Origin of the sequence: Sneathiella litorea (genome assembly GCF_009882915.1) — a bacterium.
Lineage (GTDB): Bacteria > Pseudomonadota > Alphaproteobacteria > Sneathiellales > Sneathiellaceae > Sneathiella > Sneathiella litorea.
On record NZ_WTUW01000009.1, the window covers coordinates 241134 to 262359 of the forward strand.

General features: G+C 56.6%; 22 protein-coding genes. 11 read left to right on the forward strand and 11 right to left on the reverse strand.

Annotated elements, in window-relative coordinates; genetic code table 11:
• The first annotated feature begins 50 nt into the window (after positions 1 to 50).
• Positions 51 to 941, forward strand: a complete 891-nt coding sequence (locus tag GQE98_RS15125; RefSeq protein WP_161316550.1) for an amidohydrolase family protein — start codon at positions 51 to 53, stop codon at positions 939 to 941.
• A gap of 163 nt (positions 942 to 1104) precedes the next feature.
• On the forward strand, positions 1105 to 2325 hold the full coding sequence (locus GQE98_RS15130; protein WP_202526335.1) for a multidrug effflux MFS transporter: 1221 nt from the start codon (positions 1105 to 1107) through the stop codon (positions 2323 to 2325).
• Between the two features lie 55 nt (positions 2326 to 2380).
• On the opposite strand, the gene GQE98_RS15135 is transcribed toward GQE98_RS15130, so the two are convergent.
• Complete coding sequence (locus tag GQE98_RS15135; RefSeq protein WP_161316551.1) at positions 2381 to 4084, reverse strand: tetratricopeptide repeat protein; 1704 nt, start codon at positions 4082 to 4084, stop codon at positions 2381 to 2383.
• Between the two features lie 98 nt (positions 4085 to 4182).
• Between GQE98_RS15135 and GQE98_RS15140 the strand changes: the two genes are divergently transcribed.
• A complete protein-coding gene (locus tag GQE98_RS15140) occupies positions 4183 to 4887 on the forward strand; it encodes an SDR family oxidoreductase (RefSeq protein ID WP_161316552.1) in 705 nt (234 codons plus the stop codon).
• A gap of 10 nt (positions 4888 to 4897) precedes the next feature.
• On the opposite strand, the gene GQE98_RS15145 is transcribed toward GQE98_RS15140, so the two are convergent.
• Positions 4898 to 5593, reverse strand: a complete 696-nt coding sequence (locus tag GQE98_RS15145; protein WP_161317354.1) for a winged helix-turn-helix transcriptional regulator — start codon at positions 5591 to 5593, stop codon at positions 4898 to 4900.
• Between the two features lie 143 nt (positions 5594 to 5736).
• Between GQE98_RS15145 and GQE98_RS15150 the strand changes: the two genes are divergently transcribed.
• The 3 genes from GQE98_RS15150 (at position 5737) to GQE98_RS18320 (ending at position 7846) form a co-directional block, all read left to right on the forward strand.
• Complete coding sequence (locus GQE98_RS15150) at positions 5737 to 6096, forward strand: group I truncated hemoglobin (RefSeq protein ID WP_161316553.1); 360 nt, start codon at positions 5737 to 5739, stop codon at positions 6094 to 6096.
• Between the two features lie 47 nt (positions 6097 to 6143).
• On the forward strand, positions 6144 to 7427 hold the full coding sequence (locus tag GQE98_RS15155; RefSeq protein ID WP_161316554.1) for an adenylate/guanylate cyclase domain-containing protein: 1284 nt from the start codon (positions 6144 to 6146) through the stop codon (positions 7425 to 7427).
• 284 nt (positions 7428 to 7711) lie between these two features.
• A complete protein-coding gene (locus tag GQE98_RS18320; protein WP_281351315.1) occupies positions 7712 to 7846 on the forward strand; it encodes a hypothetical protein in 135 nt (44 codons plus the stop codon).
• Positions 7847 to 7881: 35 nt separating this feature from the next.
• Here GQE98_RS18320 and ppk2 read toward each other — a convergent pair whose 3' ends face one another.
• Positions 7882 to 8640 (reverse strand): polyphosphate kinase 2, encoded by a 759-nt coding sequence (gene ppk2 / locus GQE98_RS15160; protein WP_161316555.1) that lies wholly within the window; start codon positions 8638 to 8640, stop codon positions 7882 to 7884.
• Between the two features lie 218 nt (positions 8641 to 8858).
• Here ppk2 and GQE98_RS15165 point away from each other — a divergent pair, with 218 nt between their 5' ends.
• Complete coding sequence (locus GQE98_RS15165; protein WP_161316556.1) at positions 8859 to 10172, forward strand: pentapeptide repeat-containing protein; 1314 nt, start codon at positions 8859 to 8861, stop codon at positions 10170 to 10172.
• 4 nt (positions 10173 to 10176) lie between these two features.
• Here the strand turns inward: GQE98_RS15165 and GQE98_RS15170 are convergent, their stop codons facing one another.
• The 3 genes from GQE98_RS15170 to GQE98_RS15180 all read right to left on the reverse strand — a co-directional run bounded on the left by GQE98_RS15170 (position 10177) and on the right by GQE98_RS15180 (position 13747).
• Positions 10177 to 11136: a ribonucleotide-diphosphate reductase subunit beta gene (locus tag GQE98_RS15170; RefSeq protein WP_161316557.1), complete on the reverse strand. Its 960-nt coding sequence runs from the start codon at positions 11134 to 11136 to the stop codon at positions 10177 to 10179.
• Between the two features lie 45 nt (positions 11137 to 11181).
• Positions 11182 to 13041, reverse strand: coding sequence for a ribonucleoside-diphosphate reductase subunit alpha (locus GQE98_RS15175; protein WP_246157376.1), 1860 nt, complete (start codon positions 13039 to 13041; stop codon positions 11182 to 11184).
• Between the two features lie 523 nt (positions 13042 to 13564).
• Positions 13565 to 13747 carry a DUF465 domain-containing protein gene (locus tag GQE98_RS15180; RefSeq protein ID WP_161316558.1) on the reverse strand — a complete coding sequence of 61 codons (183 nt, stop codon included), beginning with the start codon at positions 13745 to 13747 and terminating at the stop codon, positions 13565 to 13567.
• 135 nt (positions 13748 to 13882) lie between these two features.
• On the opposite strand from GQE98_RS15180, the gene GQE98_RS15185 reads away from it, so the two are divergent.
• Positions 13883 to 14461: a UbiX family flavin prenyltransferase gene (locus tag GQE98_RS15185; protein WP_161317358.1), complete on the forward strand. Its 579-nt coding sequence runs from the start codon at positions 13883 to 13885 to the stop codon at positions 14459 to 14461.
• 7 nt (positions 14462 to 14468) lie between these two features.
• Here GQE98_RS15185 and GQE98_RS15190 read toward each other — a convergent pair whose 3' ends face one another.
• Positions 14469 to 15161 (reverse strand): hypothetical protein, encoded by a 693-nt coding sequence (locus tag GQE98_RS15190; RefSeq protein WP_161316559.1) that lies wholly within the window; start codon positions 15159 to 15161, stop codon positions 14469 to 14471.
• A gap of 21 nt (positions 15162 to 15182) precedes the next feature.
• Complete coding sequence (locus GQE98_RS15195; RefSeq protein WP_161316560.1) at positions 15183 to 15755, reverse strand: TIGR02444 family protein; 573 nt, start codon at positions 15753 to 15755, stop codon at positions 15183 to 15185.
• 165 nt (positions 15756 to 15920) lie between these two features.
• Here GQE98_RS15195 and GQE98_RS15200 point away from each other — a divergent pair, with 165 nt between their 5' ends.
• A complete protein-coding gene (locus tag GQE98_RS15200; RefSeq protein ID WP_161316561.1) occupies positions 15921 to 16130 on the forward strand; it encodes a YdcH family protein in 210 nt (69 codons plus the stop codon).
• Between the two features lie 18 nt (positions 16131 to 16148).
• Here GQE98_RS15200 and GQE98_RS15205 read toward each other — a convergent pair whose 3' ends face one another.
• Positions 16149 to 16883, reverse strand: a complete 735-nt coding sequence (locus GQE98_RS15205) for a GGDEF domain-containing protein (protein ID WP_161316562.1) — start codon at positions 16881 to 16883, stop codon at positions 16149 to 16151.
• A 199-nt stretch (positions 16884 to 17082) separates the two neighbouring features.
• Here GQE98_RS15205 and purE point away from each other — a divergent pair, with 199 nt between their 5' ends.
• Together purE and GQE98_RS15215 are read left to right on the forward strand one after the other, a co-directional pair.
• Entirely contained in the window at positions 17083 to 17571 is a 489-nt protein-coding gene (gene purE, locus GQE98_RS15210; RefSeq protein ID WP_161316563.1) for a 5-(carboxyamino)imidazole ribonucleotide mutase, read from the forward strand.
• 14 nt (positions 17572 to 17585) lie between these two features.
• On the forward strand, positions 17586 to 18674 hold the full coding sequence (locus GQE98_RS15215) for a 5-(carboxyamino)imidazole ribonucleotide synthase (protein ID WP_161316564.1): 1089 nt from the start codon (positions 17586 to 17588) through the stop codon (positions 18672 to 18674).
• A 3-nt stretch (positions 18675 to 18677) separates the two neighbouring features.
• Here GQE98_RS15215 and GQE98_RS15220 read toward each other — a convergent pair whose 3' ends face one another.
• Together GQE98_RS15220 and GQE98_RS15225 are read right to left on the reverse strand one after the other, a co-directional pair.
• Complete coding sequence (locus GQE98_RS15220; RefSeq protein ID WP_161316565.1) at positions 18678 to 19412, reverse strand: SDR family oxidoreductase; 735 nt, start codon at positions 19410 to 19412, stop codon at positions 18678 to 18680.
• 80 nt (positions 19413 to 19492) lie between these two features.
• The gene (locus GQE98_RS15225; protein WP_425501142.1) at positions 19493 to 21100 is read right to left on the reverse strand and encodes a SulP family inorganic anion transporter; all 1608 of its coding nucleotides are present in this window, start codon (positions 21098 to 21100) and stop codon (positions 19493 to 19495) included.
• Between the last annotated feature and the right edge of the window lie 126 nt (positions 21101 to 21226).

The window sequence follows — 21226 nt, forward strand, 5'->3', positions numbered from 1 at the left end:
CAAAAATATGCTATGCTGCTCACTGTGGATTTCCCCTTTCCGGAGGTAGCATGACCCTTTTCCGACCCGTCCTTCTTCTTGCAGCCCTGCTCACATTCACGTCGTCACTCGCCGGGGCGGATGGCGATCATGCGCCGATTGGCGCGGCGATCAAGGACGTCCCGCTGTTTGATGCCCATATCCATTATAAGGAGCCTGCCTGGGGCCCCTACCCCGTGAAAAGCGTCATTGAGCTAATGGACCGAAACGGCGTCGCCATGGGTCTTGTCTCCTCCACCCCCGATGAGGGGACAATCAAGCTCTGGGAGTACGCGCCGAACCGCATCGTGCCGGAGCTGCGCCCCTATCACGGTTCCGCTGGTTCCAGCAACTGGACGAAAGCGCCCGGAATGGAGGAATATCTCGAAGAACGCCTCGCGAAATATCCGCATGAGGGCCTCGGCGAGTTTCATATCCATAATCTCGACCCCACCGATCGGCCGCTGCTTCAAAAAGTGACCCAGATGGCGAAAACGCGCTCCATCCCCATCCATATCCATTCCGGGGCCGATCCGGTGCATCTCCTGTATGAGCTGGAACCCGACCTCACTGTCATCTGGGCTCATGCAGGGATGAGCGAACCGGCAGAGGTGGTGGAGAAAGTGATGGAGACCTATCCGACGCTTTATGCCGATACCTCCTTCCGGGAGCGGGATATCCTTATCGCCGATGATAAAATCGATCCGGCCTGGCGGCGCATCATTATGCGCTTTTCCGACCGGCTGATGGTCGGCACGGATACCTGGGTCAACAGCCAGTGGGACAATTATTCGGAGCTGATCGCGCTTAACCGGCAATGGCTGAGCCTGCTGCCCCGCGAAACCGCCGAGCAGATCGCCTATAAAACCGCCGAGAAGCTCTTTAACCGCAAGGTCTCCCTCGATCAGATCGGCACACGTTGATTTGCAAAGGCTTGACCGCATCGTGCTAGGGTCATAACCTGTCTCATATGGAATGGAAATCTCATATCAGGCCACGTGTATTTGTGGTGAAGGAATTGCGCATGGGCAGGTAGCGGATACCAGACCGTTCCCCATGCGCCTCCGATAATTCGGGGGCTTTTTTATGCAGAATAGTAACGAGAACAACATGCCCCTTGCCGCCACTCCCCCCCGGATGATCACGCTGGTTGTTTTTACGGCCCTCTCAACCTTGTCACTTAACATGTTTGTGCCGTCCCTCGCCAATATGGCCCGGGATTTTGACGCGGACTATGCGCTCCTCACTCTCGCGGTCGCTGGCTATCTCGGGATCACGGCGGTGCTGATGCTGATCATCGGCCCCTTATCGGATCGGTACGGGCGGCGGCCTGTCATGCTCGTCGCGCTTGTCATCTTCGTGATGGCGTCCTTTGTCTGTACACTCGCGACGAATGTCTGGGTCTTTCTTCTTTTCCGGGTTATGCAGGGAACAATCATTGCCGGATGGGCCATTGCGCTGGCCGTCATCCGCGACACGTCCGAGCATAAGGAAGCGGCCAGCCGCATCAGCCTCATTACCATGGCGATGTCCGTCGCGCCGCTGCTCGGCCCGATGTTGGGCGGGGTGCTGGACGAGCTGTTCGGCTGGCGCGCAAATTTCATCACCTATACCCTGTTCGGTGTGCTGGCGCTGTTCCTCTGCTGGTTCGACCTGAGAGAAACCAACCTGAGCCGCAGCGAGAATTTCCGCCAACAGTTCAGAAGCTACCCGTATCTGCTGAAATCCGTGCGCTACTGGGCTTATGCCGTTTGCATGGCCTTTTCCAACAGCGGCTTCTACGTCTTTATCGCCGGGGTGCCCCTGATTGCGGTGGTCATGCTCGGCCTGTCGCCGGCCCTGCTCGGGGTCTACATGGGGACGATTACCATCGGCTTTACCTGCAGCACCTTTCTTTCCAGCCGCCTCGCCCATCGCGTGTCGTTGACCAGCCTGATCCTCGCCGGACGCGTCATCGCGGTAATCGGGGCGGTTAGCGCCCTGCTCTTCTTCCTCGCCGATATGGGAAATGCCCTGACCTTGTTCGGACCGTTGATATTGATCGGCGCCGGAAATGGCCTGACCGTGCCAAACGCCAATGCCGGTGCCATGTCAATCCGGCCGGAGCTTGCCGGATCCGCCGTCGGGCTCATCGGCGCGCTGGCCGTCGGCAGTGGCGGCGCACTGACCGCTCTCACCGGCACCCTAGTGAGCGAGACTTCGGGGGCCATCCCGCTGCTCACCCTGCTGATGGTGATCACCCTGATCTCCCTCGTTGCCGGTATTTACCTGAAATGGCTTACCCTCCGGGGCGGGCATGACGACTGACCATCCGCCCGCGCAAGCGAGAGGATTTCCCCCGGGATGGCAGCAGCGCTAGCCTTCAGTCGGTAAATCCCGCGCGCCGCATCGCGCCGAGCAGGCGATCAAGATCGTCCGGCCGCCGGAACGGCAGGTTCTTCTGAACCGAGCCGAGGCGCGCGTCCGGAATGATCGCATAGGTCGCGGCGACGGCGGCCTTCGCCTCCTCCTCCCGGCCCAGAAGGGCGAGACTGGCGGCAAGGCACATCGGCGGATGCGGCGAGGCCGGATTGAGATCCGCCGCCCGCTTGATGAAGTCCGCCGCCTCCTCATAGCGGCCCGCGACGAAATAGGCCTGGCCGCGATACAGCGGATAATAGAAGGGATAGACGGGATTGAGGCGCGACGCCTTGGCGATCAGGTCATGGACCTTTTCCGGATCGCCGTTGAACACATGGGCTCCGGCGAGGTTGGCAAAGGCCTCGGCGCTGTTCGGTTCCAGCTCGATCCAGCGCAGGAAGGCCGCAATCGCCTCGTCATGGCGGCCGGTGAACAGATAGGCATTGCCGAGCGCCTCATAGACCAGCGGCAGGTCGGGATTGAGGCTCGCCGCCTTCAGCGCCAGCTCGAATGTCGTGTCAATTGCCGCCGCATCGCCAAGGAACCATTCATGCAGGCACACCTCCGCAAGACCGGCATAGGGCGCGGCATAGGCCGGATCAATGGCGGTGGCCCGCTCGTAAAGGGCGCGGGCATTGGCCAGCGCCTCTTTCGTAAAGAGCCGGTACTGCTCGCGCCCACGGAGAACGCAGTCATAAGCCTCGGGCGCCGCCGTCTCCGCCCGCTCCGGCAGTTCGTCTGCACCCACAAGGCTGACCTTCAGCGCCTTGACGATCTTGTCCGTCACATCGTCCTGAACCGCGAAGATGTCGGCAAGATCGCGATCATACCGCTCCGCCCAGGCATGGCCGCCGCTCTTGCCGTCAATCAGCTGACCGGTCACGCGTACACGGTTGCCCGCCTTGCGCACACTGCCCTCCAGCACGTAATGCACGCCAAGCGTCCGCGCGACATCCTGAATATTGCGGCTTTCTCCCTTGAAGGTGAAGCTGGTGTTGCGGGCGATTACGAACAGGCTCTGGAGGCGGGCAAGCTCGGTGATGATATCCTCGGTGATGCCGTCGGCGAAATAGTCCTGTTCCGGATCGCCGGACATATTGGTGAAGGGCAGCACCGCAATGGAGGGTTTCTCGGGCAGCGCGAGAGGTTCCACGACACCCGTGGGCGCGCCGCCGCCGACCGACCAGCGCCAGACGGAAACCGGCCGCGCGATATTCTTGAGCGATTGCGGCCCGCAGTCCGAAAAGACCGCCGCCGCCTTGCCATCGAGGCTGTTCCGCGCACTGTCGGAAATCAGCAGCCCCCCGGGCTCGGCCAGCGCTTCGAGCCGCGCGGCGATATTAACGCCGTCGCCATAGATATCCTCCTCCTCGAAAATGACCTCACCGATATGGATGCCGATCCTGAGGCGCAGGAGATCATGGTCCGCGAGCCCTTCCTGCACCTGCATCGCGCAGTCAACCGCATCGGAGACGCTGACGAATTCGACCAGCCAGCCATCGCCCATGCGCTTGACGATCTGGCCGCGATGGTTGGCGACGGCGGGTTCGAACAGGTCCCTCCGCATTGCCCGGAGCGCCGAGAGCGTGCCGGTTTGATCCGCGCCCATCAGGCGGGAATAATTCACCACATCGGCGGCGAGAATGGCGCTCAGGCGGCGTTGCACGGCTATGCTCTCCTTTTCACCGCAAGTTTAGCCGAAATAAATGGAAAAGATAGAGCGCCCGCCTATAGTGGAGAAAATGATCAACCGGGAGAAAGATAATGGCATCGGAAAAAGTGGCTCTTATCACCGCAGGCGGCAGCGGCATGGGTGCGGACGCGGCGCGGAAACTCGCGGACGACGGCTTTAAGGTCGCGATCCTCTCCTCCTCCGGTAAGGGCGAAGCGCTCGCTGAGGAACTTGGTGGCGTTGGCCTCACCGGCTCAAATCTGGAAAAGGAAGATCTTCAGAAACTGGTCGATCTGGCGATGAAGACATGGGGCCGCATCGATGTGCTGGTCAATTCCGCCGGGCATGGACCGAAGGGCGACGTGCTGGAGATCAGCGATGAGGACTGGCACAAGGGGATGGAGGTGTATCTCCTCAACGTTATCCGGCCTGCAAGGATGGTCGCCCCGATCATGGCGAAACAGGGCGGCGGGACGATCATCAATATCTCCACCTTCGCGGTGTTCGAGCCCGACCCCCTCTTCCCGACGTCGGGCGTGTTCCGGGCCGGTCTCGCCTCTTTCACCAAGCTGTTCTCGGACAAGTTCGCGGGTGACAATGTGCGGATGAATAACATCCTCCCCGGCTTTATTGACAGCCTGCCGGAGACAGAGGATCGCCGAGTTCGTATCCCCATGGGACGCTACGGGAAAGCCGATGAAGTCTCCGGTTTGGTGAGCTATCTCGCCTCCGACGTGGCGGCCTATATTACGGGGCAGAATATCCGTATTGACGGCGGGCTGACACGAAGCGTCTAACCCCGTGCTCTTACACCCGTTTCTTCTCTACTGCGAAGGGGCTGAGGCCGAGCCATATCTGCATGTTTTTCGCAAGACTGCTGTTGCCCTCCAATTCAAGGTTGTTCCGTTTCTTCTCCTCCGCCACGGTTGACAGGCCCATCCAGATCGAGGTCATGGTCCGCAATGTAGTCTTGACGTAAAGCTCCACCTCGAAGCCCGGATCAACAGAGCAGATATCCACCTCGCCACCCGGATCCACGATCACCCACCAATATTGCTGTGACGTGGGCAGGTCCGTGTATTGAAACTCGAACACATTGCGGACGGACGGCAACGGTGTCGGGTTGAGATTGCGCCGCATATCCCACATCAGCAGGTTCGGATCGAGATTGTCGAGCGACAGGTCGGTGCTGACCCATCGCTGCCCCCAGATACCGATGCTTTCGATCACCGTCTGCAAGTCACGCCCCGCGTCCGTCAGGCGATATTCATGGGTGCTGCGGTCAGCTTCGAAAGGGAATTTCTCGATAATCCCTGCGCCCTCCAGATCCTTCAATCGTTGCGAGAGCAGCGCCGTCGACATGCGCGGCACACCACGCCGCAGGTCATTGAAGCGGGTGGACCCCGCAATCAATTCCCGCAACAGGACGATTGTCCAGCGGGTGCCGAGTATTTCCGCCGCCATGGCGACCGGGCAGAATTGCTTGTAGCTTGCCTGCATAATGTCTACCTCCCGTCAATGGCGGACACCCCCGCCGCGCCAAACATTCCCCGCACGTCCATTAAGGTTCAGTTTCTGAACTAGACGGCTTTCTGAGCTTGCAATAGACTTTCCTAATACGCAATCAGAAAATGAGGAGTTGATCTATGGGCGCATCACTATACGAACGGCTGGGCGGCACTGAGAAAATAGAAAAAATCGTGGACGTGCTGGTCGACAATCATATCAATAACCCGGAAATCGCGAAGCGGTTTGTCGAAACCGATGTGGCGAAGGCAAAGCGGTCTGCGTCTGATTTCTTCATCATGGGAACCGGCGGGCCAAATAACTACACCGGCCCGGACATGGTCTCTGTCCATAAGGGCATGAACATCAGCAATGCGGAATTTATAGCCGTCCTCGACGATGCGCTGGACGCGCTCGAGAAAAACAATGTTGGCCAGCGGGAGAAGGAAGAGGTACTCTTCATCCTGTACAGCATGAAGAACGACGTCACCAAGCAATAAGCGCCGCCGTCCGATTGCCCGCCCTCTGATAAGCGAGAGGCTCTGATTTGACCTATCCGGTACCGGAAAACGAAGTCGAACGTAACGAGGCCCTGCGCTCCTATCGTATCATGGATACGCCCGTGGAGGCCGCGTTCGAGGATATCTGCCAGCTCGCCGCGCAGATCTGCGATTGCCCCGTCGCCTATGTCAGCTTCATTGAGGACGACCGCTTCTGGTTCAAGTCGAAATACGGGCTGCCCGCCGATTTTGAGGGCTGCCCGCGGGAGATTGCCTTTTGCTCGGTCACTGTCTGCGGCTCCGAGCTGGTGCTCGTCCCGGATCTCAAGCAGGACGACTATTACAAGGATTTTCCCTTTGTGGTCGGCGATCCTTTCCTCGGCTTTTATTGCGCTATGCCGCTGGTGACTCCGGACGGTTTCGCCATCGGTACCATCTGCGTCATGGATTTCAAGCCCCGCGAACTGACCTTTGAATGCCAGGAGGCAATCCGCCGCCTCGCGCACCAAACCATGGCCCAGCTGGAATACCGCCGCCGGATTATCGAGTTGGACGAGACCATGCGGGCACTGGACGTTACCCATGCCGCGCTGGAGAAAGAAAAGGCGCGGGCCGATAACCTGCTGACGACGATCCTGCCGGAGTCCATCGCCCATGAACTTCTGGAATCCAACAAGGTGGCCCCGCGGTTTTTCAACGATGCAACGGTCCTGTTCGCCGATGTTGTCGGATTTACCAGCCTGACGGAAAAGGCAGAACCGGCCACGCTGATCGGGATGCTCAACTCCTATTTCGCCGCCTTCGACGACATTATGGAGCAATTCAACCTTGAGAAAATCAAGACCATTGGCGATGCCTATATGGCCGCCGCGGGCGTGCCAAGTAGCGACCGGCTCCATACGTTAAAGGCCTGCCTTGCCGCGCTGGCCATGCAGGATGTGGCGGCGAAAAAGAAGGCGGAACGGCAGAAGTTGAGGCTACCCTATTTTGAGTTCCGCATCGGTATCCACAGCGGGCCGGTTATTGCGGGCCTTGTCGGGCGAAAGCGTTTCACCTATGACATCTGGGGCGATGCGGTCAATGTGGCGGCGCGACTGGAGGCACACAGCGAGCCCGAAAAAATAAATGTCTCGGAGCGGGTCCACCACCAGATCGCCCCCTATTTCGACTTCACGGTCCGCGGCTCGGTCGTGGTGAAGAACAAGCTGCCCATAAACATGTATTTCCTCGACCGGCTTCAGGACATCTATTCAGAGGATGAGGCTGGCCGCGTCGCCAATAGGAAGCTCCAGATGATGAGCGACCCGACAAAGCTTCTCTTCAATAAATAACGCAACCCGCCCTAACCACCCGCGAAATATCCAGTTTATTATCCAAAAATGTGATATAATACGCTTGTGAAATTGGCTGCCCTCCGGACGATACGGCGGTGCCCCCCTGAAAGCGGGGTGACATCTCGCGGCAGCAACGGCGCGCAGCCATACTCTCACTCGATTTTGTCGCCCTTCCCGGATTGAGGCGACAAGAAGCCGGACAGGACGCCGTAACACCCGTCCGAAGTCGGCAAAAATTATCCGTGTAAATAGCGACCAGCTTCTCTTGAAAGGGAAATCAGATGTCCAAAGGTAACAACAAGCGCGGAAACAAGGAAATCAAGAAACCGAAACAGGTGAAGGCCAAGGTTCTGGCCACTGCTGATTCCAACGCCGGCAAGGTCTCGCTGAACATCAACCGCAAACAGCCCAAATAGGCAGCGTCGCAGCCTGATACCACGAACCGGAAAGCTTACGGAGCGATAGCGCCGCTTGTCAGCTGCTTTTCGTCAAACGCGGAGATAACCTCCGGGTCGGGATGGGTGCAGTCGAGGTCTTTCTCCGGGTAGTCGACATGGGCCATGATATGGCGGATGACATTGATGCGCGCGCGCTTCTTGCTGTCCGCGCGGACCACATGCCAGGGTGTCACCGGGTTATGGGTGCGCCTCAGCATCTCGTTGCGGGCGGCGCTATACTCATCCCATTTTTCAATCGCGACGGCATCGATGGGGCTGATCTTCCAGGTTTTGAGCGGGTTCCGCCGCCGATCCTCCAGCCGCTCGATCTGCTCCGGCTTGGAGATATCGAGATAATATTTCAGAAGCTGCACCCCGCTTTTCACCAGCAGATGCTCGAACGGAAGGACGGAGCCCATAAAGGCCTCATATTCCGTATCGGTGGAGAAGCCCATCACCCGCTCCACCCCGGCGCGGTTGTACCAGCTCCGGTTAAAGAGGGTCATTTCCTGCGCCGCGGGCAGATGCGCCGTATAGCGCTGGAAATACCAGCTCGCCTGCTCCCGGTCCGACGGCTTGCCGAGCGCGACGACGCGCGTCTCCCGCGGGGAGAGATGCTCGGTGATGCGCTTGATCGTGCCATCCTTGCCGGCGGCGTCCCGCCCCTCGAAAATGATCAGGATTTTCAGATCATGGGAAATGATATGCCGCTGCAGCTTCACCAGCTCGACCTGCAGCTTATAGAGCTCCTTCTTGTATGTCTTCTTGTCCATCCCGCACCCCGCGCCTCACCCTCGATCAGAGCAGTCTAGCGACGCGCGCGCCAAAGCCCAAGACAAAAGACGGCGGACTTGCAGGGGCGAGGTGGGCGTGGGTTTTTGAGGAGTGTGGTTGAGGGGGATACCCTTAGCCGAAAATTTATTTTGGCAGCACACCAAATTCGCGGATATATTCGATAATATTATTGCCTGCGTGGTTAGGGGGAACCCAATTGAGCGACGAAAAACCGACATTACTGGATTGGCTGCATATTAATCGAGAGCCCGATTTTTCAAAAGCGAGAGGCTTAGGCGGTATAGTATCTGGAAGCTTATTTGTCGTCGCCTTTCTATCGGTATTGATTTTCTTCGCTGGATTGATTTCCATACTGCTGTCGTTCTTCGGAACAGGCCCATTCATGGATGAACCAACCAGTCAAGCGATACGAAATGTCGGTCTGGTTTTGGCCGCACTTGTTGGCCTCCCCTTCATTGTATGGAGGTCAATCGTTGCCCAAAAACAGGTCAATGTCGCCGAACAAAGCCAAATTACAGATCGAATTAATAAAGCCGTCGAAGGACTCGGGGCGGAAAAAACTGTCAAAGAAAACTTTGAAATTCCACTCCCAAATGAAGAACTAGCCAGCGGCCCCGCCTTTGTAGAGCAAAAATTTGATAAGAAGGCATTTGAACGCACGGTTCCAAACCTAGAGGTTCGTATTGGCGCAATCTATGCGCTAGAGCGTATCGCAAAAGATAGTTTACGGGATCACCTGCAAATTATGGAAATCCTTTGCGCTTACATCAGAGAAAACTCTCCATTGGATAATTTCGAACCATCCGAATCACTATCCGACATTAAAAAACCTAGAGTTGATATTCAGGCAGCAATCACCGTGATTGGAAGGCGCGAGAAAAAACAGCTAAAGTTAGAAGAAAGTAAGAAATTCAGACTTGACTTAAGGGGAAGCAATTTATCCCATATTGATTTTTCTAAAGGAGACTTCTCCGCTGCAAATATAAGTTTTTGTAAAATTGAGAATGGGAATTTCAGCGATAGCAATCTTTCAGGAACTTTATTCTTTAGTACATTGCTAAATTATTCCGAATTCTTTAACTCCAAGCTATGGGCGACTAGGTTTGACGGAGCCATGATAAATAGACCTATAACGAAACCTGGCGCATGGATACCATCAATTAATGTGGCTGATTATAGGGGAATCTCAATTATGGGTGCAGATTTCTCTTCCGTTCCTTATTTAGGGCCTAAACAAAAATTAAATTTAATTTTTGGAAGTAGAGATACTTTACTCAACGCCAACTATAGATTTGACGTAAATGAGTACGAAGAACAAATCGCCCAACTTGACGTCTTAATGAGCAACGGCGAAGATGAAAAAGCCAAAGAAATAGACAAAAAAATATCTAAAAAGTTCCAATTTAGAAGTTGGTCAACCGCAGACAGTAAAGATCCTGCTAGTCACGGGGCATACAGAAGCTTTTTGAAAAAGCTCGAAATAACTAACTGGCCCTATTTAGACGACTAGCCCCTCAAGCAAACGCCTCGTCCCACGTCCCCTTTGTCGCGGCTTTCGAATACTCCGTGGCGCGGTTCTCGAAGAAGTTGGTATGCTCCACCGCGTTGAGGATGGCGTCGAGCCAGGGGAGCGGGTTTTTCTCGATATGGTAGATTTCATCGAGGCCAAGCTGGATCAGGCGGCGATCGGCGATATAGCGGATATAGCCCTTGATCTCGGCGGCGGTCAGCCCCTCGATATCGCCGGCGCTGAAGGCGAGGTCGATGAAGGCGTCCTCATGGACGACGATCTCGCGGCAGGTCGCATAGAGCTCCTCGCAGAATTCCTTCGTCCAGATTTCCGGGTTCTCGTCGATAAAGGTCTTGAACAGCTTGACGATCGAGGCGCAATGCAGGCTCTCGTCGCGGACTGACCAGGTAACAATCTGCCCCATGCCCTTCATCTTGCCGGTGCGCGGGAAGTTGAGCAGGATGGCGAAGCTGGCGAACAGCTGTAGCCCCTCGGTAAAGGCGCCAAACACGGCGAGGGTCTTCGCGATCTCCGACTTGTTCTCGACATTGAACTGCTGCATATAGTCGTATTTGTCCTTCATCTCCTTATAGTGGAGGAAGGCGGAATACTCGGTCTCGGGCATGCCGATGGTGTCGAGCAGATGCGAATAGGCGGCGATATGCACCGTCTCCATATTGGAGAAGGCGGCGAGCATCATCTGCACCTCGGTCGGCTTGAACACGCGGCTGTAATGGCGCATGTAGCAGTTGTTGACCTCGATATCCGACTGGGTGAAGAAGCGGAAAATCTGCGTCAGCAGATGGCGTTCCGACTCCGACAGGGTGTTATGCCAGTCCTTCACGTCATCGGCGAGCGGCACTTCCTCCGGCAGCCAGTGAATCTGCTGCTGTTTCAGCCAGGCATCATAGCACCAGGGATAGGAAAAGGGCTTGTAGACCGGCTTGGCATCAAGGAGGGACATGTCTGCTTCAATTCTTCACGTAATCGGTTGTGGGGACACCCCGCCCTACTGGCAGGCGAGGCATTCTTCGTAATCGGTGGTCTCGCCGGCGGCCTCCACGGCCTTGGCGACAGCGGGGGCCAGGCTCGCGGCAAGCTCACGCAGTTCCGCTGGCAGTTCCTCCTTCGTCGACACGACTTCCGCACGCTGCATGGATTTGGAGCGGCAGTAATAGAGGCTTTTGACCCCCTGCTTCCACGCCAGGAAATGAATCTGGTGCAGGTCGCGCTTATGCACGTCGGCCGGCAGGAAGATGTTGACGGACTGCGACTGGTCGATCATCGGCGTGCGGTCGGCGGCCAGCTCGATAATCCAGCGCTGATCCAGCTCGAACGCAGTCTTGAACACGTCCTTCTCATGATCATCAAGGAAATCAAGATGCTGGACGGAGCCTTCATGCACGGTGATGGAACTCCAGACGTCCTCGTTATCCTGTCCCTTCTCTTTGAGCAGTGCCTTCAGATGCGGGTTGCGCACGTTGAAGCTGCCCGAGAGGGTCTTGTGGGTGTAGCTGTTGGCGGCCGCCGGCTCGATTCCCGGGCTCGCGCCGCCGCAGATGATGGAGATGGAGGCCGTCGGGGCAATCGCCGTCTTGTTCGAAAACCGCTCGTTAAAGCCGTAATCCGCCGCATCCGGGCAGGCGCCCCGCAATTCGGCGAGGGATTTCGACGCTGCATCGACGCCCTTCTGGATATGGGTGAAGATCTTGTTGTTCCAGACCTTCGCCATGACAGATTCCAGCGGCACGCGCTTGGCCTGTAAAAATGAATGGAAGCCCATCACGCCGAGGCCGACACTGCGTTCCCGCGCGGCAGCGTATTTCGCCCGCTCCATCTCGTCCGGTGCACGGTCGATGAAGTCCTGCAAAACGTTATCGAGGAACAGCATGACATCCTCGATAAAGCCGTCCTGCCCTTCCCACTCGTCATATTTCTCAAGGTTGAGCGAAGACAGGCAGCAGACCGCCGTGCGTTCCTTGCCCAGATGATCAATCCCGGTGGGGAGCGTGATTTCCGCACAGAGGTTGGAGGTTTTCACTTCCAGCCCGGCGAGCTTGTGATGCTCCGGCATCTGGGCATTCACCCGGTCATTGAAAATAATATAGGGCTCTCCGGTCTCGACCCGCGCCGTCAGGATCCTGATCCACAGGCTACGCGCACTCACCGTGCGGACAACCGCTTGGTCATGCGGGCTGGTCAGCGCCCATTCACTATCTTCCTCAACCGCACGCATGAAAGCGTCAGAGACAAGGATGCCGTGATGCAGGTTCGGGGTCTTGCGGTTCGGGTCGCCGCCAGTCGGGCGACGGATTTCGATAAACTCCTCAATCTCCGGATGGGAGATGGGCAAATACACGGCCGCGGACCCACGACGGAGCGATCCCTGGCTGATGGCGAGGGTGAGGCTATCCATCACGCGGATGAAGGGCACCACACCAGAGGTCTTGCCAACCGCGCCGACGCCTTCGCCGATGGAACGCAAATTGCCCCAGTAGCTGCCGATGCCGCCGCCCTTTGATGCCAACCAGACATTCTCCGTCCAGAGGTTGACGATCCCCTTCAGGCTGTCGTTGGATTCGTTGAGGAAGCAGGAAATGGGAAGCCCGCGGGTTGAACCGCCGTTTGACAAAACCGGCGTTGACGGCATGAACCAGAGCTTGCTGATATACTCATAGATGCGCTGGGCATGGGAATCGCCTTCGCCATAGGCGCTCGCCACCCGGCCAAACAGGTCCTGAAAACTTTCCCCCGGCAGAAGATAGCGATCTTTCAGGACCGCCTTGCCGAATTCTGTCAGGTACTTGTCGCGACTATGGTCAATCTGGACCCGTGCGCCATCTTTTACCTGAACGATATCCGTCAACATATCGACCGTATCCAGCATTCCTCTTACCCCTTCTAATCTCTTGTACACTCCAGAATCGGACTGAGCCGGCCCTGATAATAATATTTCGCGCCACTTGCCTTATTTGTGTAATAATTTCCCGGTATGCTGGTTGTTTATCCGGTAATTACAAAAATGAGCCATTTTTAGTATCGTTAGCGGACTGAAACACTTACTCAAACACGACATTAACCACTACATATTGTATAAACGCTGTCGGGGCGTCAACTGGTTGTGGAAAAATTTTGAAAATTTATACGCTTGACGAATCGCCAAAAAGGATTTTACGCAGGAAATCCCTAATTCACCTGTTTTAAACCGTGGCAATTCTATCGCAATCGGCCGGCATTGGATACCCTTCCCGCTCTCTTTTCCCGGAAAAAATTAAACTCCGCCGCACCCTGCCAGAGCAGCGATAGCGTTCGCCCACAAAAAAGCGCCGAAACCAATTTCGGCGCTGGCTTGTACCCCTGTAGGAGGTTAGATAAGGTCTGTAAGTCCTTCGTTAATGAGTAACTTCTCCCTCCGCCGAGAGTAAGGATATCTTCTCCTTAATCTTGAGTTTTTTACGCTTGAGTTCACTTATATGCACATGATCTGCGGACGGGCTGGCCATTTCATTTTCGATTTTTTCTTCGATGCGGTGGTGTTTTTCGGTCAGCTGTGCAACATGATCTGCAGTGCTCATAGTGTATCTCCTCTGTAAAAAAGACAGGACGCTGGCGGACCAGCGGTAGACAACTTTATATTACAGATTTATGAACAAGCTGGCCATGATTCAATACCCTTGGAGTGGAATATTTTGCCGGAAAATCGGATGACGATGGAAAATCAACGACTTGCTATCGGCATAAGCGGGGCGTCCGGTGCTGCGCTTGGCATTCGCCTGCTTGAGGCTTGCCAGAATCTCAATGTCGAGACCCATCTGGTGATCAGCAAGGCCGGGGAAATCACCATCACGCAGGAAACGGATTTCAGTGTCTCGGAGGTGAAGTCCCTCGCCTCCCACACTCATAAATCCGCCGACATCGGCGCGGCCATCGCATCGGGTTCATTCCAGACCATGGGGATGATTGTCGTGCCCTGCTCCATCCGGTCCATGTCGGAAATTGCGACGGGCGTGACCTCGAGCCTGCTAACCCGCGCCGCAGATGTTTGCTTAAAAGAACGGCGTAAACTTATTCTGGCCGTGCGGGAAACACCGTTTCATACCGGGCATCTTCGCACCCTCACCCAGCTATCCGAGATGGGCGCAATCATCGCTCCGCCAATGCCCGCCTTCTACACAAAGCCCGAAACGACCGGCGAGATCATTGATCAGTTCACTGGCCATCTGCTCAACCTGATGGGGATCGAAAATGACCTCGCGCGGGAATGGACGGGGCTGAAAGGCGGCGCGTAGCTCTCCCCTATTTCCCGAGTTTTCGGTAGACGTTGTAATAGGCTGTCTCGCATTGACTGACCATCTTCTCCCGCAGTTGATCGGAATTATTTGCGTTATTGATCCTCTTGTCGAGACAAGCCCTCTTACACCTCATGATCGCCCGTTGCGTGCCGGCGTCGTGACTATAGCTATCCTTCGCCTTGCAATAGGCGCCTTTGTCGTTCATCAGGGCGATGCGCTGCGCCAGGGTCATGCTTGCCTCCGGCTTGGATTTGGGTTTGGGTGGCAGATGGGCCGCGACAACCCGCTGGTATTCGCCGTTGCATTGCGCGACCAGCTGAGCATTCGCCGGATCGCCCGCCGCGGCATTGCAGGCCTTTGCACAGGGGGCATCCCGGTGGCCGGTACAAATATTGCTCTGGTGCCGCATTTTTTCGAACGTGGGGTCCCCGCGCTTGAGCCTGCCGCCCATCGCGGCTTTCTTGTGGAGCCAGAAGCAATTGTCCACACCGGCCTTATCGGCAATATTTTTGGACGCCGACTGGCAGGCATTTGCACATATCTGATCGCCCTTCTTTGCACAGGCCTGCCCGTTCGTGATCAGGGCATTGCGCAGGTCGTCTTCTTTACTGGCCCCATTGGCCGGGGCAGCGAGTGAGAGGACGACAAGGAACATCATGGGAAAAAGGGTTTTCAAGAGCATATCAAGCTGTCTCATTCTTCTTCGTCCATTATCCGTCTATATATGGGGTCCGAACAGGTCGGTCAGGCGGGGGTCGGCTCCGGGAAAAGCCTGCTGCCAGATCTGCAGCAGGTCGGACAGGTCATCCTTATTGATAACTTCTGTAACCTGGGGGAGATAAGCCGCAAGATTGTCCGCCGCCGCGAGGCCCCGCTCCTCCATGCCGAAGGAACCGGTGGCCGGCCGTTTCAGGATTTCATTCAGGAATTGGATTTCTATATGCTCTGCGAAAAGCTCGCTTTCCGATACGCCGCGGCCCAGTTCTGCCGAAAGACGATTTTCGGCCGGGGCAGTCGGCCCCTTGAGGTGGCGACGGACATGACGAAGGGGCACCACCACCTCGGCCTGCCAGCGTGCGCCCGCCTCGATTCCGGCCTCCAGCTCCTCTGGTGAGAGATGGCCCCGACCACTCGCCGCCGCCCAGAGACAAAAGAGCAGCATGTTCACATCCACCCCTCGCCGGTCCTGAAGTCGGATGCAGGCGGCCGCAACGTCGCGGTTATTATAGAGCTTTACCGCGTAATCCCAGAGCTGGCTGGGCGGAAACACGGCAGAGGAATATATCGCCATCTTGAACTACGTCCCCTTACCAGAAAAATATTCCCTTTCCGGCCCCTGACCCTAGGCTTTCGCGGGAAAAACTGCTAATATTTACACGCTACTAAGTCGTTACCCGCGTTAGGGTAGCATAGCTGTCGCTTCATTGGAAAATAGTTGTCGGAGTGCCTTTTTATTATGGCGGAAATTGACGAGCAGGAAATGCTTCGCGCAAGGCTGGAACAGTTGAAAACCGAGCATGGTGATCTCGACCGGGCAATTGACGCGCTGATCGAAACCGGCAATTACAACTCGCTGCAACTGCAACGGTTGAAAAAGCGGAAGCTGATCCTGAAGGACCAAATCTACGCAACACAGAATATGATGCTGCCGGATATAATCGCCTGATTAAAAGCTGCGCGCCATTCAGGCTTCCGGTCGGCTTGCCTGCTGTTTTCTCTTATACATTTCAGTATCGGCGGCACTCAGGGTCTTTTCCGGGTTCTGCCCCGCATGGATGGACACAACGCCGGAGGCCAGCGAGGTCTCCAGCGCGGCCCCTTTCCAGATAATCGGTTTTTCCGCAAACAGCTGCGGCAGTCGGTCGATCAGGTTACGCGCATCTTCCGGCTTGGTGCGGGACAGGATCAGGCCGAACTCATCACCGCCGAGACGCCCGACAATATCGGTGTCACGCACGCATTCCTTCAGTCGCATCGCCACTTGGGCCAGCACATAGTCCCCGGCCTCATGGCCAAGATCATCATTGATCGACTTAAAATGGTTAAGGTCGAGATAGACGAGGCTTGCCTCCGTCTGGTATCGCTCGACAGAAGCCTGCACGCGGGTCAGTTCACGAACAAAGGCGCGGCGGTTATAGATCGGCAGCAGCGGATCCTGATCGGCAATCTGTTCCGTCTCATTCAGGCGACGGGTCAGGTCCTTGATATTCTGGCGCAGGGTATCAACCTCCGACATCAGCGTGAAAATAGCGTCCCGCACCCGCGGGGTGAGCTCTGTCTCCGGAATACCAAGGACGGAGGCGCTGTCATCGATCTGCCGGGGGGCACTGTAACGGCTTATTGCACTTGCGCGCGCCTTCTCGGATTTTCTGCTGCTTTCCGCCACAGATCGGTTTTGGCCGCTTGGTCCGATTTTCATGAAATGCCCCTTGTCCCCGGCAAATTATATTTATAGCTACAAGTTTATTATAATTTGTACGAAAACTCAAAGATTTACACAGTGTCGCTGTAATTAAGCCTGTCGCATGGCAAAGGCGCAAGCTTCACTTGCGTCTTTTGACCGCATGCCTATAATCTCCTGCTTCAAATCGCAAGGGGCACAACAGGGAACCGCATTAATGACTAATCGGGATGCAGATGTCGGAATTATCATGGGTAGCCAGTCTGACTGGGAGATCATGAAGAATGCCGCAGATACGCTGGAAACACTGGGAATTCCATTCGAGTCCAAGATTGTATCGGCGCACCGGACACCGGATCGTCTTTATGAATATGCTACCCATGCGGCGGCGCGCGGGCTGAAGGTGATCATCGCCGGCGCGGGCGGCGCTGCACATCTTCCCGGCATGGCCGCGGCCCTGACGAGCCTGCCCGTTCTCGGCGTGCCGGTAGAAAGCAAGTCCCTCAAAGGCATGGACAGCCTGCTTTCCATTGTCCAGATGCCGGGCGGCGTCCCCGTCGGCACCCTCGCCATCGGAAAGGCCGGCGCGATCAACGCAGCGCTCCTTGCGGGACAGATCCTTGCTCTTCAGAACAGCACCTATGCAACGGCCATCAATGAATGGCGCATGCGGCAGACCGACGCCGTCGCGCTTGACCCCAAATAAAGGCAACCCCCTTCATGACAACAATTTCACCCGGCGGACATATCGGTATTCTGGGAGACGGTCAGCTTGGCCGGATGATGGCTATCGCCGCCGCGGAGATGGGCTATTTCGTCCATATTTTTGGCCCTGAGGAAAACAGCCCTGCCGCGCAGGTGAGCCATCGCTCCACTGTCGCCAGCTATAGCGACAAGGACGCGCTCAAGGCGTTCGCCGAAACCGTAGACGTGGTCACGCTGGAATTTGAGAACATCCCGACTGACACGGTTCGCTTCCTCAACGACATTGTCCCTGTCCGGCCCGGCGCGAAGGTGCTGGAAATCACCCAGGACAGATTGTTCGAGAAAAGCTTCATCAACAACCTCGGGATCGAGACGGCGATTTTCGCCAATGTGGAATCCATGGACGAGCTGATCCAGGCTATCCGGCAGATCAAGACGCCCGCAATCCTGAAGACCCGGCGGCTCGGCTATGACGGCAAGGGACAAGTGAAGATTACGGAATCCAGCGATCTTGATGATGTATGGGCCGGGATGAAGAACACCCCCTCGATCCTTGAAGGGCTGGTAAACTTCAAGATGGAAATTTCCGTGATCATCGCGCGCAATGCACTTGGAAAGACCGCCGCCTTCTGCCCGGTCGAGAACCGCCACAAGAACCATATCCTCGACATCACGCTCGCGCCCGCCGATATTCCGGACTGGCTGACCGAGAAGGCAATTGAGATCGCCGAGAAAATTGCCATAAAAATCGATCTTGTCGGGATGATTGCGGTCGAGATGTTCATCTCACAGGATAACCAGATTGTCGTCAATGAACTCGCGCCGCGTCCCCATAACTCCGGCCACTGGACCATCGAGGGATGCGCGACGAGCCAGTTCCGCCAGATTATCCGCGCCGTCTGCGGCCTGCCCCTTGGTGATCCCGCGCATCATTCAAACGCGGTGATGACCAACCTGATCGGGGACGATGTGCAACGCTGGGGCGCCCTGCTCGAAGACCCGGAAAACAACCTCCATCTCTATGGCAAGAAGGAAGCCCGCGAAGGGCGCAAGATGGGGCATGTGACCCGTCTCCTGCCCCTCAACCAGAAACCAAAAGCCTGACGCCTAAACCGCCCAGCCACCGGCGAAGTAAAGCACCTGTCCGGTGATGTAGTTCGACTTGTCGGAGACGAGGAACAGCAGATAGTCGCCCGCCTCTTCCTGTGTGCCGAGACGGCCAAGCGGAATCTGCGAGGTGATCTTCTTGAACGCGGCCTCATTCTCCAGCAATTCCTTCGGGAAATAATCCGGGCTCTCGATGAAATTCGGCGCCAGCGCATTGACCTGGATATTATAACGCCCCAGCTCCTTGGCCAGCGTCTGGGCCAGCGCATTGGCGCCGCCGCGAGCCGCCACATACATGGAGTAGTTGGGAATGCCGTTCTTCGGCGCGGCGGAGGAAATAAACAGGATCTTGCCCTGCCCCGCTTTCTTCATGTGCTTTGCAACTTCCTTCGCAAAATGAAAGCCGCGCACCACCAGCGCCTCCAGCGTGTTGCGCAAATCGCCGAGATCCACCTCGTCAATCGCGGCCTTGAGAGCGGGAAAGGCGTCATTGTTGATCATCACATCGATCCGCCCTTCCGCGGCGATGACCTGATCGACGATTGCGGTCGGGTCCTGCGCGGCGAGTGGTTTGACGCCCGGAATCTCGGCGGCAAATTTTTCGCGCGCCGTCGCATCGGTAAAGGCGTTGTCATGGGCGTAGACGGTCGCCCCCTCGGCTATCATGACGCGCGACCCGGTTTTTCCAAGGAAATGCAGGGCGTCGGTGATCAGGATGACTTTTTCATTCAGCATTGTTATGTCCCGATTGTTGCCAGAATTGATCCGCCAACAATAGGACCTCTCCCGCCAAAGGCAAGACGGTTGTTATGCGCCTAGTGGCCGCCGCTCAAAATCCCGGTCTTGACCGAATAATTGACGGCGACGCCATAAGTCGGATCGTCATCAGAATCGACCATCAACTGTCCGGCCCGGTTCAAAAGCCGGTGGCAGTCCCGCGACAGATGGCGAAGCTGGACATGCTTGCCGAGCGCGTTGTATTTGGACGCCAGCACCTCGATCGCCTGCAAGGCGGACTGGTCAACGACGCGGCTGTTGATAAAATCAACAATGACAAGATCAGGGTCGCCCTTCACATCGAAAATCTCCGCGAAGCCATCGGTGGAACCGAAGAACAGCGGCCCCTCGATCTTGTAGACCTTCGAGCCATCGGCGAGGATTTCCGTATTCGCATGAATACGCCGCGCATTGTTCCACGCATAGACAAGCGCAGAGACAATAACGCCGACGACAACCGCCACGGCAAGGTCGCTTAGCACCGTTACCGCCGTCACCAGGATGATGACCAGCGTATCGGACAGCGGGATAATCCGCATGATGCGGAGGCTCTGCCAGGCGAAGGTGCCGATCACGACCATGAACATCACCCCGACCAGCGCGGCGAGCGGGATCTGCTCGATCAGCGGGGAGGCAAAAAGGATAAAAACCAGCAGGAAGAGCGCGGCGGAAATGCCCGAGATCCGCGTCCGTCCGCCCGACTTCATATTAATCATCGACTGGCCAATCATGGCGCAGCCCCCCATGCCGCCGAAAAAGCCGGTGACCGTATTGGCGAGGCCCTGCGCCACACATTCCTGCGACGCGCCGCCGCTCTGCTCGGTAATCTCACCAACAAGATTGAGGGTCAGCAGGCTCTCGATCAGGCCAATCGCGGCGAGGATCAGGGCGAAAGGAAAGATGATCTTCAGGGTTTCCAGATTGATCGGGACCATCGGAATGTGAAAGTCCGGCAGGCCGCCCTTAATGGAGGCGAGATCACCAACGCGCGGCACATCGACACCAAAGGCAATCACGATTGCCGCGACAATCGCAATGCCGGCAAGTGGTGCGGGCACGGCTTTCGTAATCTTCGGCATCAGCCAGATGATCGCCATGGTCGCCGCAACGAGGCCGAGCATGGTCACCAGCGGTGTGCCGCTCATCCAGACCAGGGCGCCGGAGGCATCCGTCATTTTAAACTGGGTAAGCTGCGCCATGAAAATCACGATGGCGAGGCCATTCACGAAGCCCAGCATCACCGGATGCGGCACCAGTCGGATAAATTTCCCAAGCCGGAACACGCCGGCGAGAATCTGCAATATCCCCATCAGCACAACGGTGGCGAACAGATACTCCACCCCATGCAGCGCGACAAGGGACACAAGAACCACGGCCAGCGCCCCGGTCGCCCCGGAAATCATTCCCGGGCGGCCACCGATCAGCGCCGTTATCAGCCCGACAATAAAGGCCGCATATAGCCCGACCAGCGGATGCACACCCGCAACAAAGGCGAAGGCGACTGCTTCGGGCACCAGGGCCAAGGCCACAGTCAGGCCCGACAGGAGTTCCGTCTTAATGCGGGCGGGTGTAAAGCGGATTGGATCGGCGTGTTTGCGTCCGGTAGACAATAGGCCAGCAACGGCGGCAAGCGTTGGCTTGATCACGTGATAAACTTCCAAGTTCGAAATTTCTGAATATTTGGCCGCACCATAGGGCAGAAGCGCCGGAATGCAAAGAAATATATTGCGGCGCAGCATGGAAACTGCCGCAGTTCGCCGCGGTTTCGGCGC

Bases quoted from the DNA above. Each gene is read 5' to 3' on its own strand.
- GQE98_RS15170 (WP_161316557.1), bottom strand. From the start codon at position 11,136: ATGTCCCTCCTTGATGCCAAGCCGGTCTACAAGCCCTTTTCCTATCCC.
- GQE98_RS15140 (WP_161316552.1), top strand. From the start codon at position 4,183: ATGGCATCGGAAAAAGTGGCTCTTATCACCGCAGGCGGCAGCGGCATG.
- GQE98_RS15190 (WP_161316559.1), bottom strand. From the start codon at position 15,161: ATGAGACAGCTTGATATGCTCTTGAAAACCCTTTTTCCCATGATGTTC.
- GQE98_RS15205 (WP_161316562.1), bottom strand. From the start codon at position 16,883: ATGAAAATCGGACCAAGCGGCCAAAACCGATCTGTGGCGGAAAGCAGC.
- purE (WP_161316563.1), top strand. From the start codon at position 17,083: ATGACTAATCGGGATGCAGATGTCGGAATTATCATGGGTAGCCAGTCT.
- GQE98_RS15175 (WP_246157376.1), bottom strand. From the start codon at position 13,041: ATGTTGACGGATATCGTTCAGGTAAAAGATGGCGCACGGGTCCAGATT.
- ppk2 (WP_161316555.1), bottom strand. From the start codon at position 8,640: ATGGACAAGAAGACATACAAGAAGGAGCTCTATAAGCTGCAGGTCGAG.
- GQE98_RS15185 (WP_161317358.1), top strand. From the start codon at position 13,883: ATGGAAAATCAACGACTTGCTATCGGCATAAGCGGGGCGTCCGGTGCT.
- GQE98_RS15130 (WP_202526335.1), top strand. From the start codon at position 1,105: ATGCAGAATAGTAACGAGAACAACATGCCCCTTGCCGCCACTCCCCCC.
- GQE98_RS15195 (WP_161316560.1), bottom strand. From the start codon at position 15,755: ATGGCGATATATTCCTCTGCCGTGTTTCCGCCCAGCCAGCTCTGGGAT.
- GQE98_RS15220 (WP_161316565.1), bottom strand. From the start codon at position 19,412: ATGCTGAATGAAAAAGTCATCCTGATCACCGACGCCCTGCATTTCCTT.
- GQE98_RS15150 (WP_161316553.1), top strand. From the start codon at position 5,737: ATGGGCGCATCACTATACGAACGGCTGGGCGGCACTGAGAAAATAGAA.
- GQE98_RS15125 (WP_161316550.1), top strand. From the start codon at position 51: ATGACCCTTTTCCGACCCGTCCTTCTTCTTGCAGCCCTGCTCACATTC.
- GQE98_RS18320 (WP_281351315.1), top strand. From the start codon at position 7,712: ATGTCCAAAGGTAACAACAAGCGCGGAAACAAGGAAATCAAGAAACCG.
- GQE98_RS15180 (WP_161316558.1), bottom strand. From the start codon at position 13,747: ATGAGCACTGCAGATCATGTTGCACAGCTGACCGAAAAACACCACCGC.
- GQE98_RS15200 (WP_161316561.1), top strand. From the start codon at position 15,921: ATGGCGGAAATTGACGAGCAGGAAATGCTTCGCGCAAGGCTGGAACAG.
- GQE98_RS15215 (WP_161316564.1), top strand. From the start codon at position 17,586: ATGACAACAATTTCACCCGGCGGACATATCGGTATTCTGGGAGACGGT.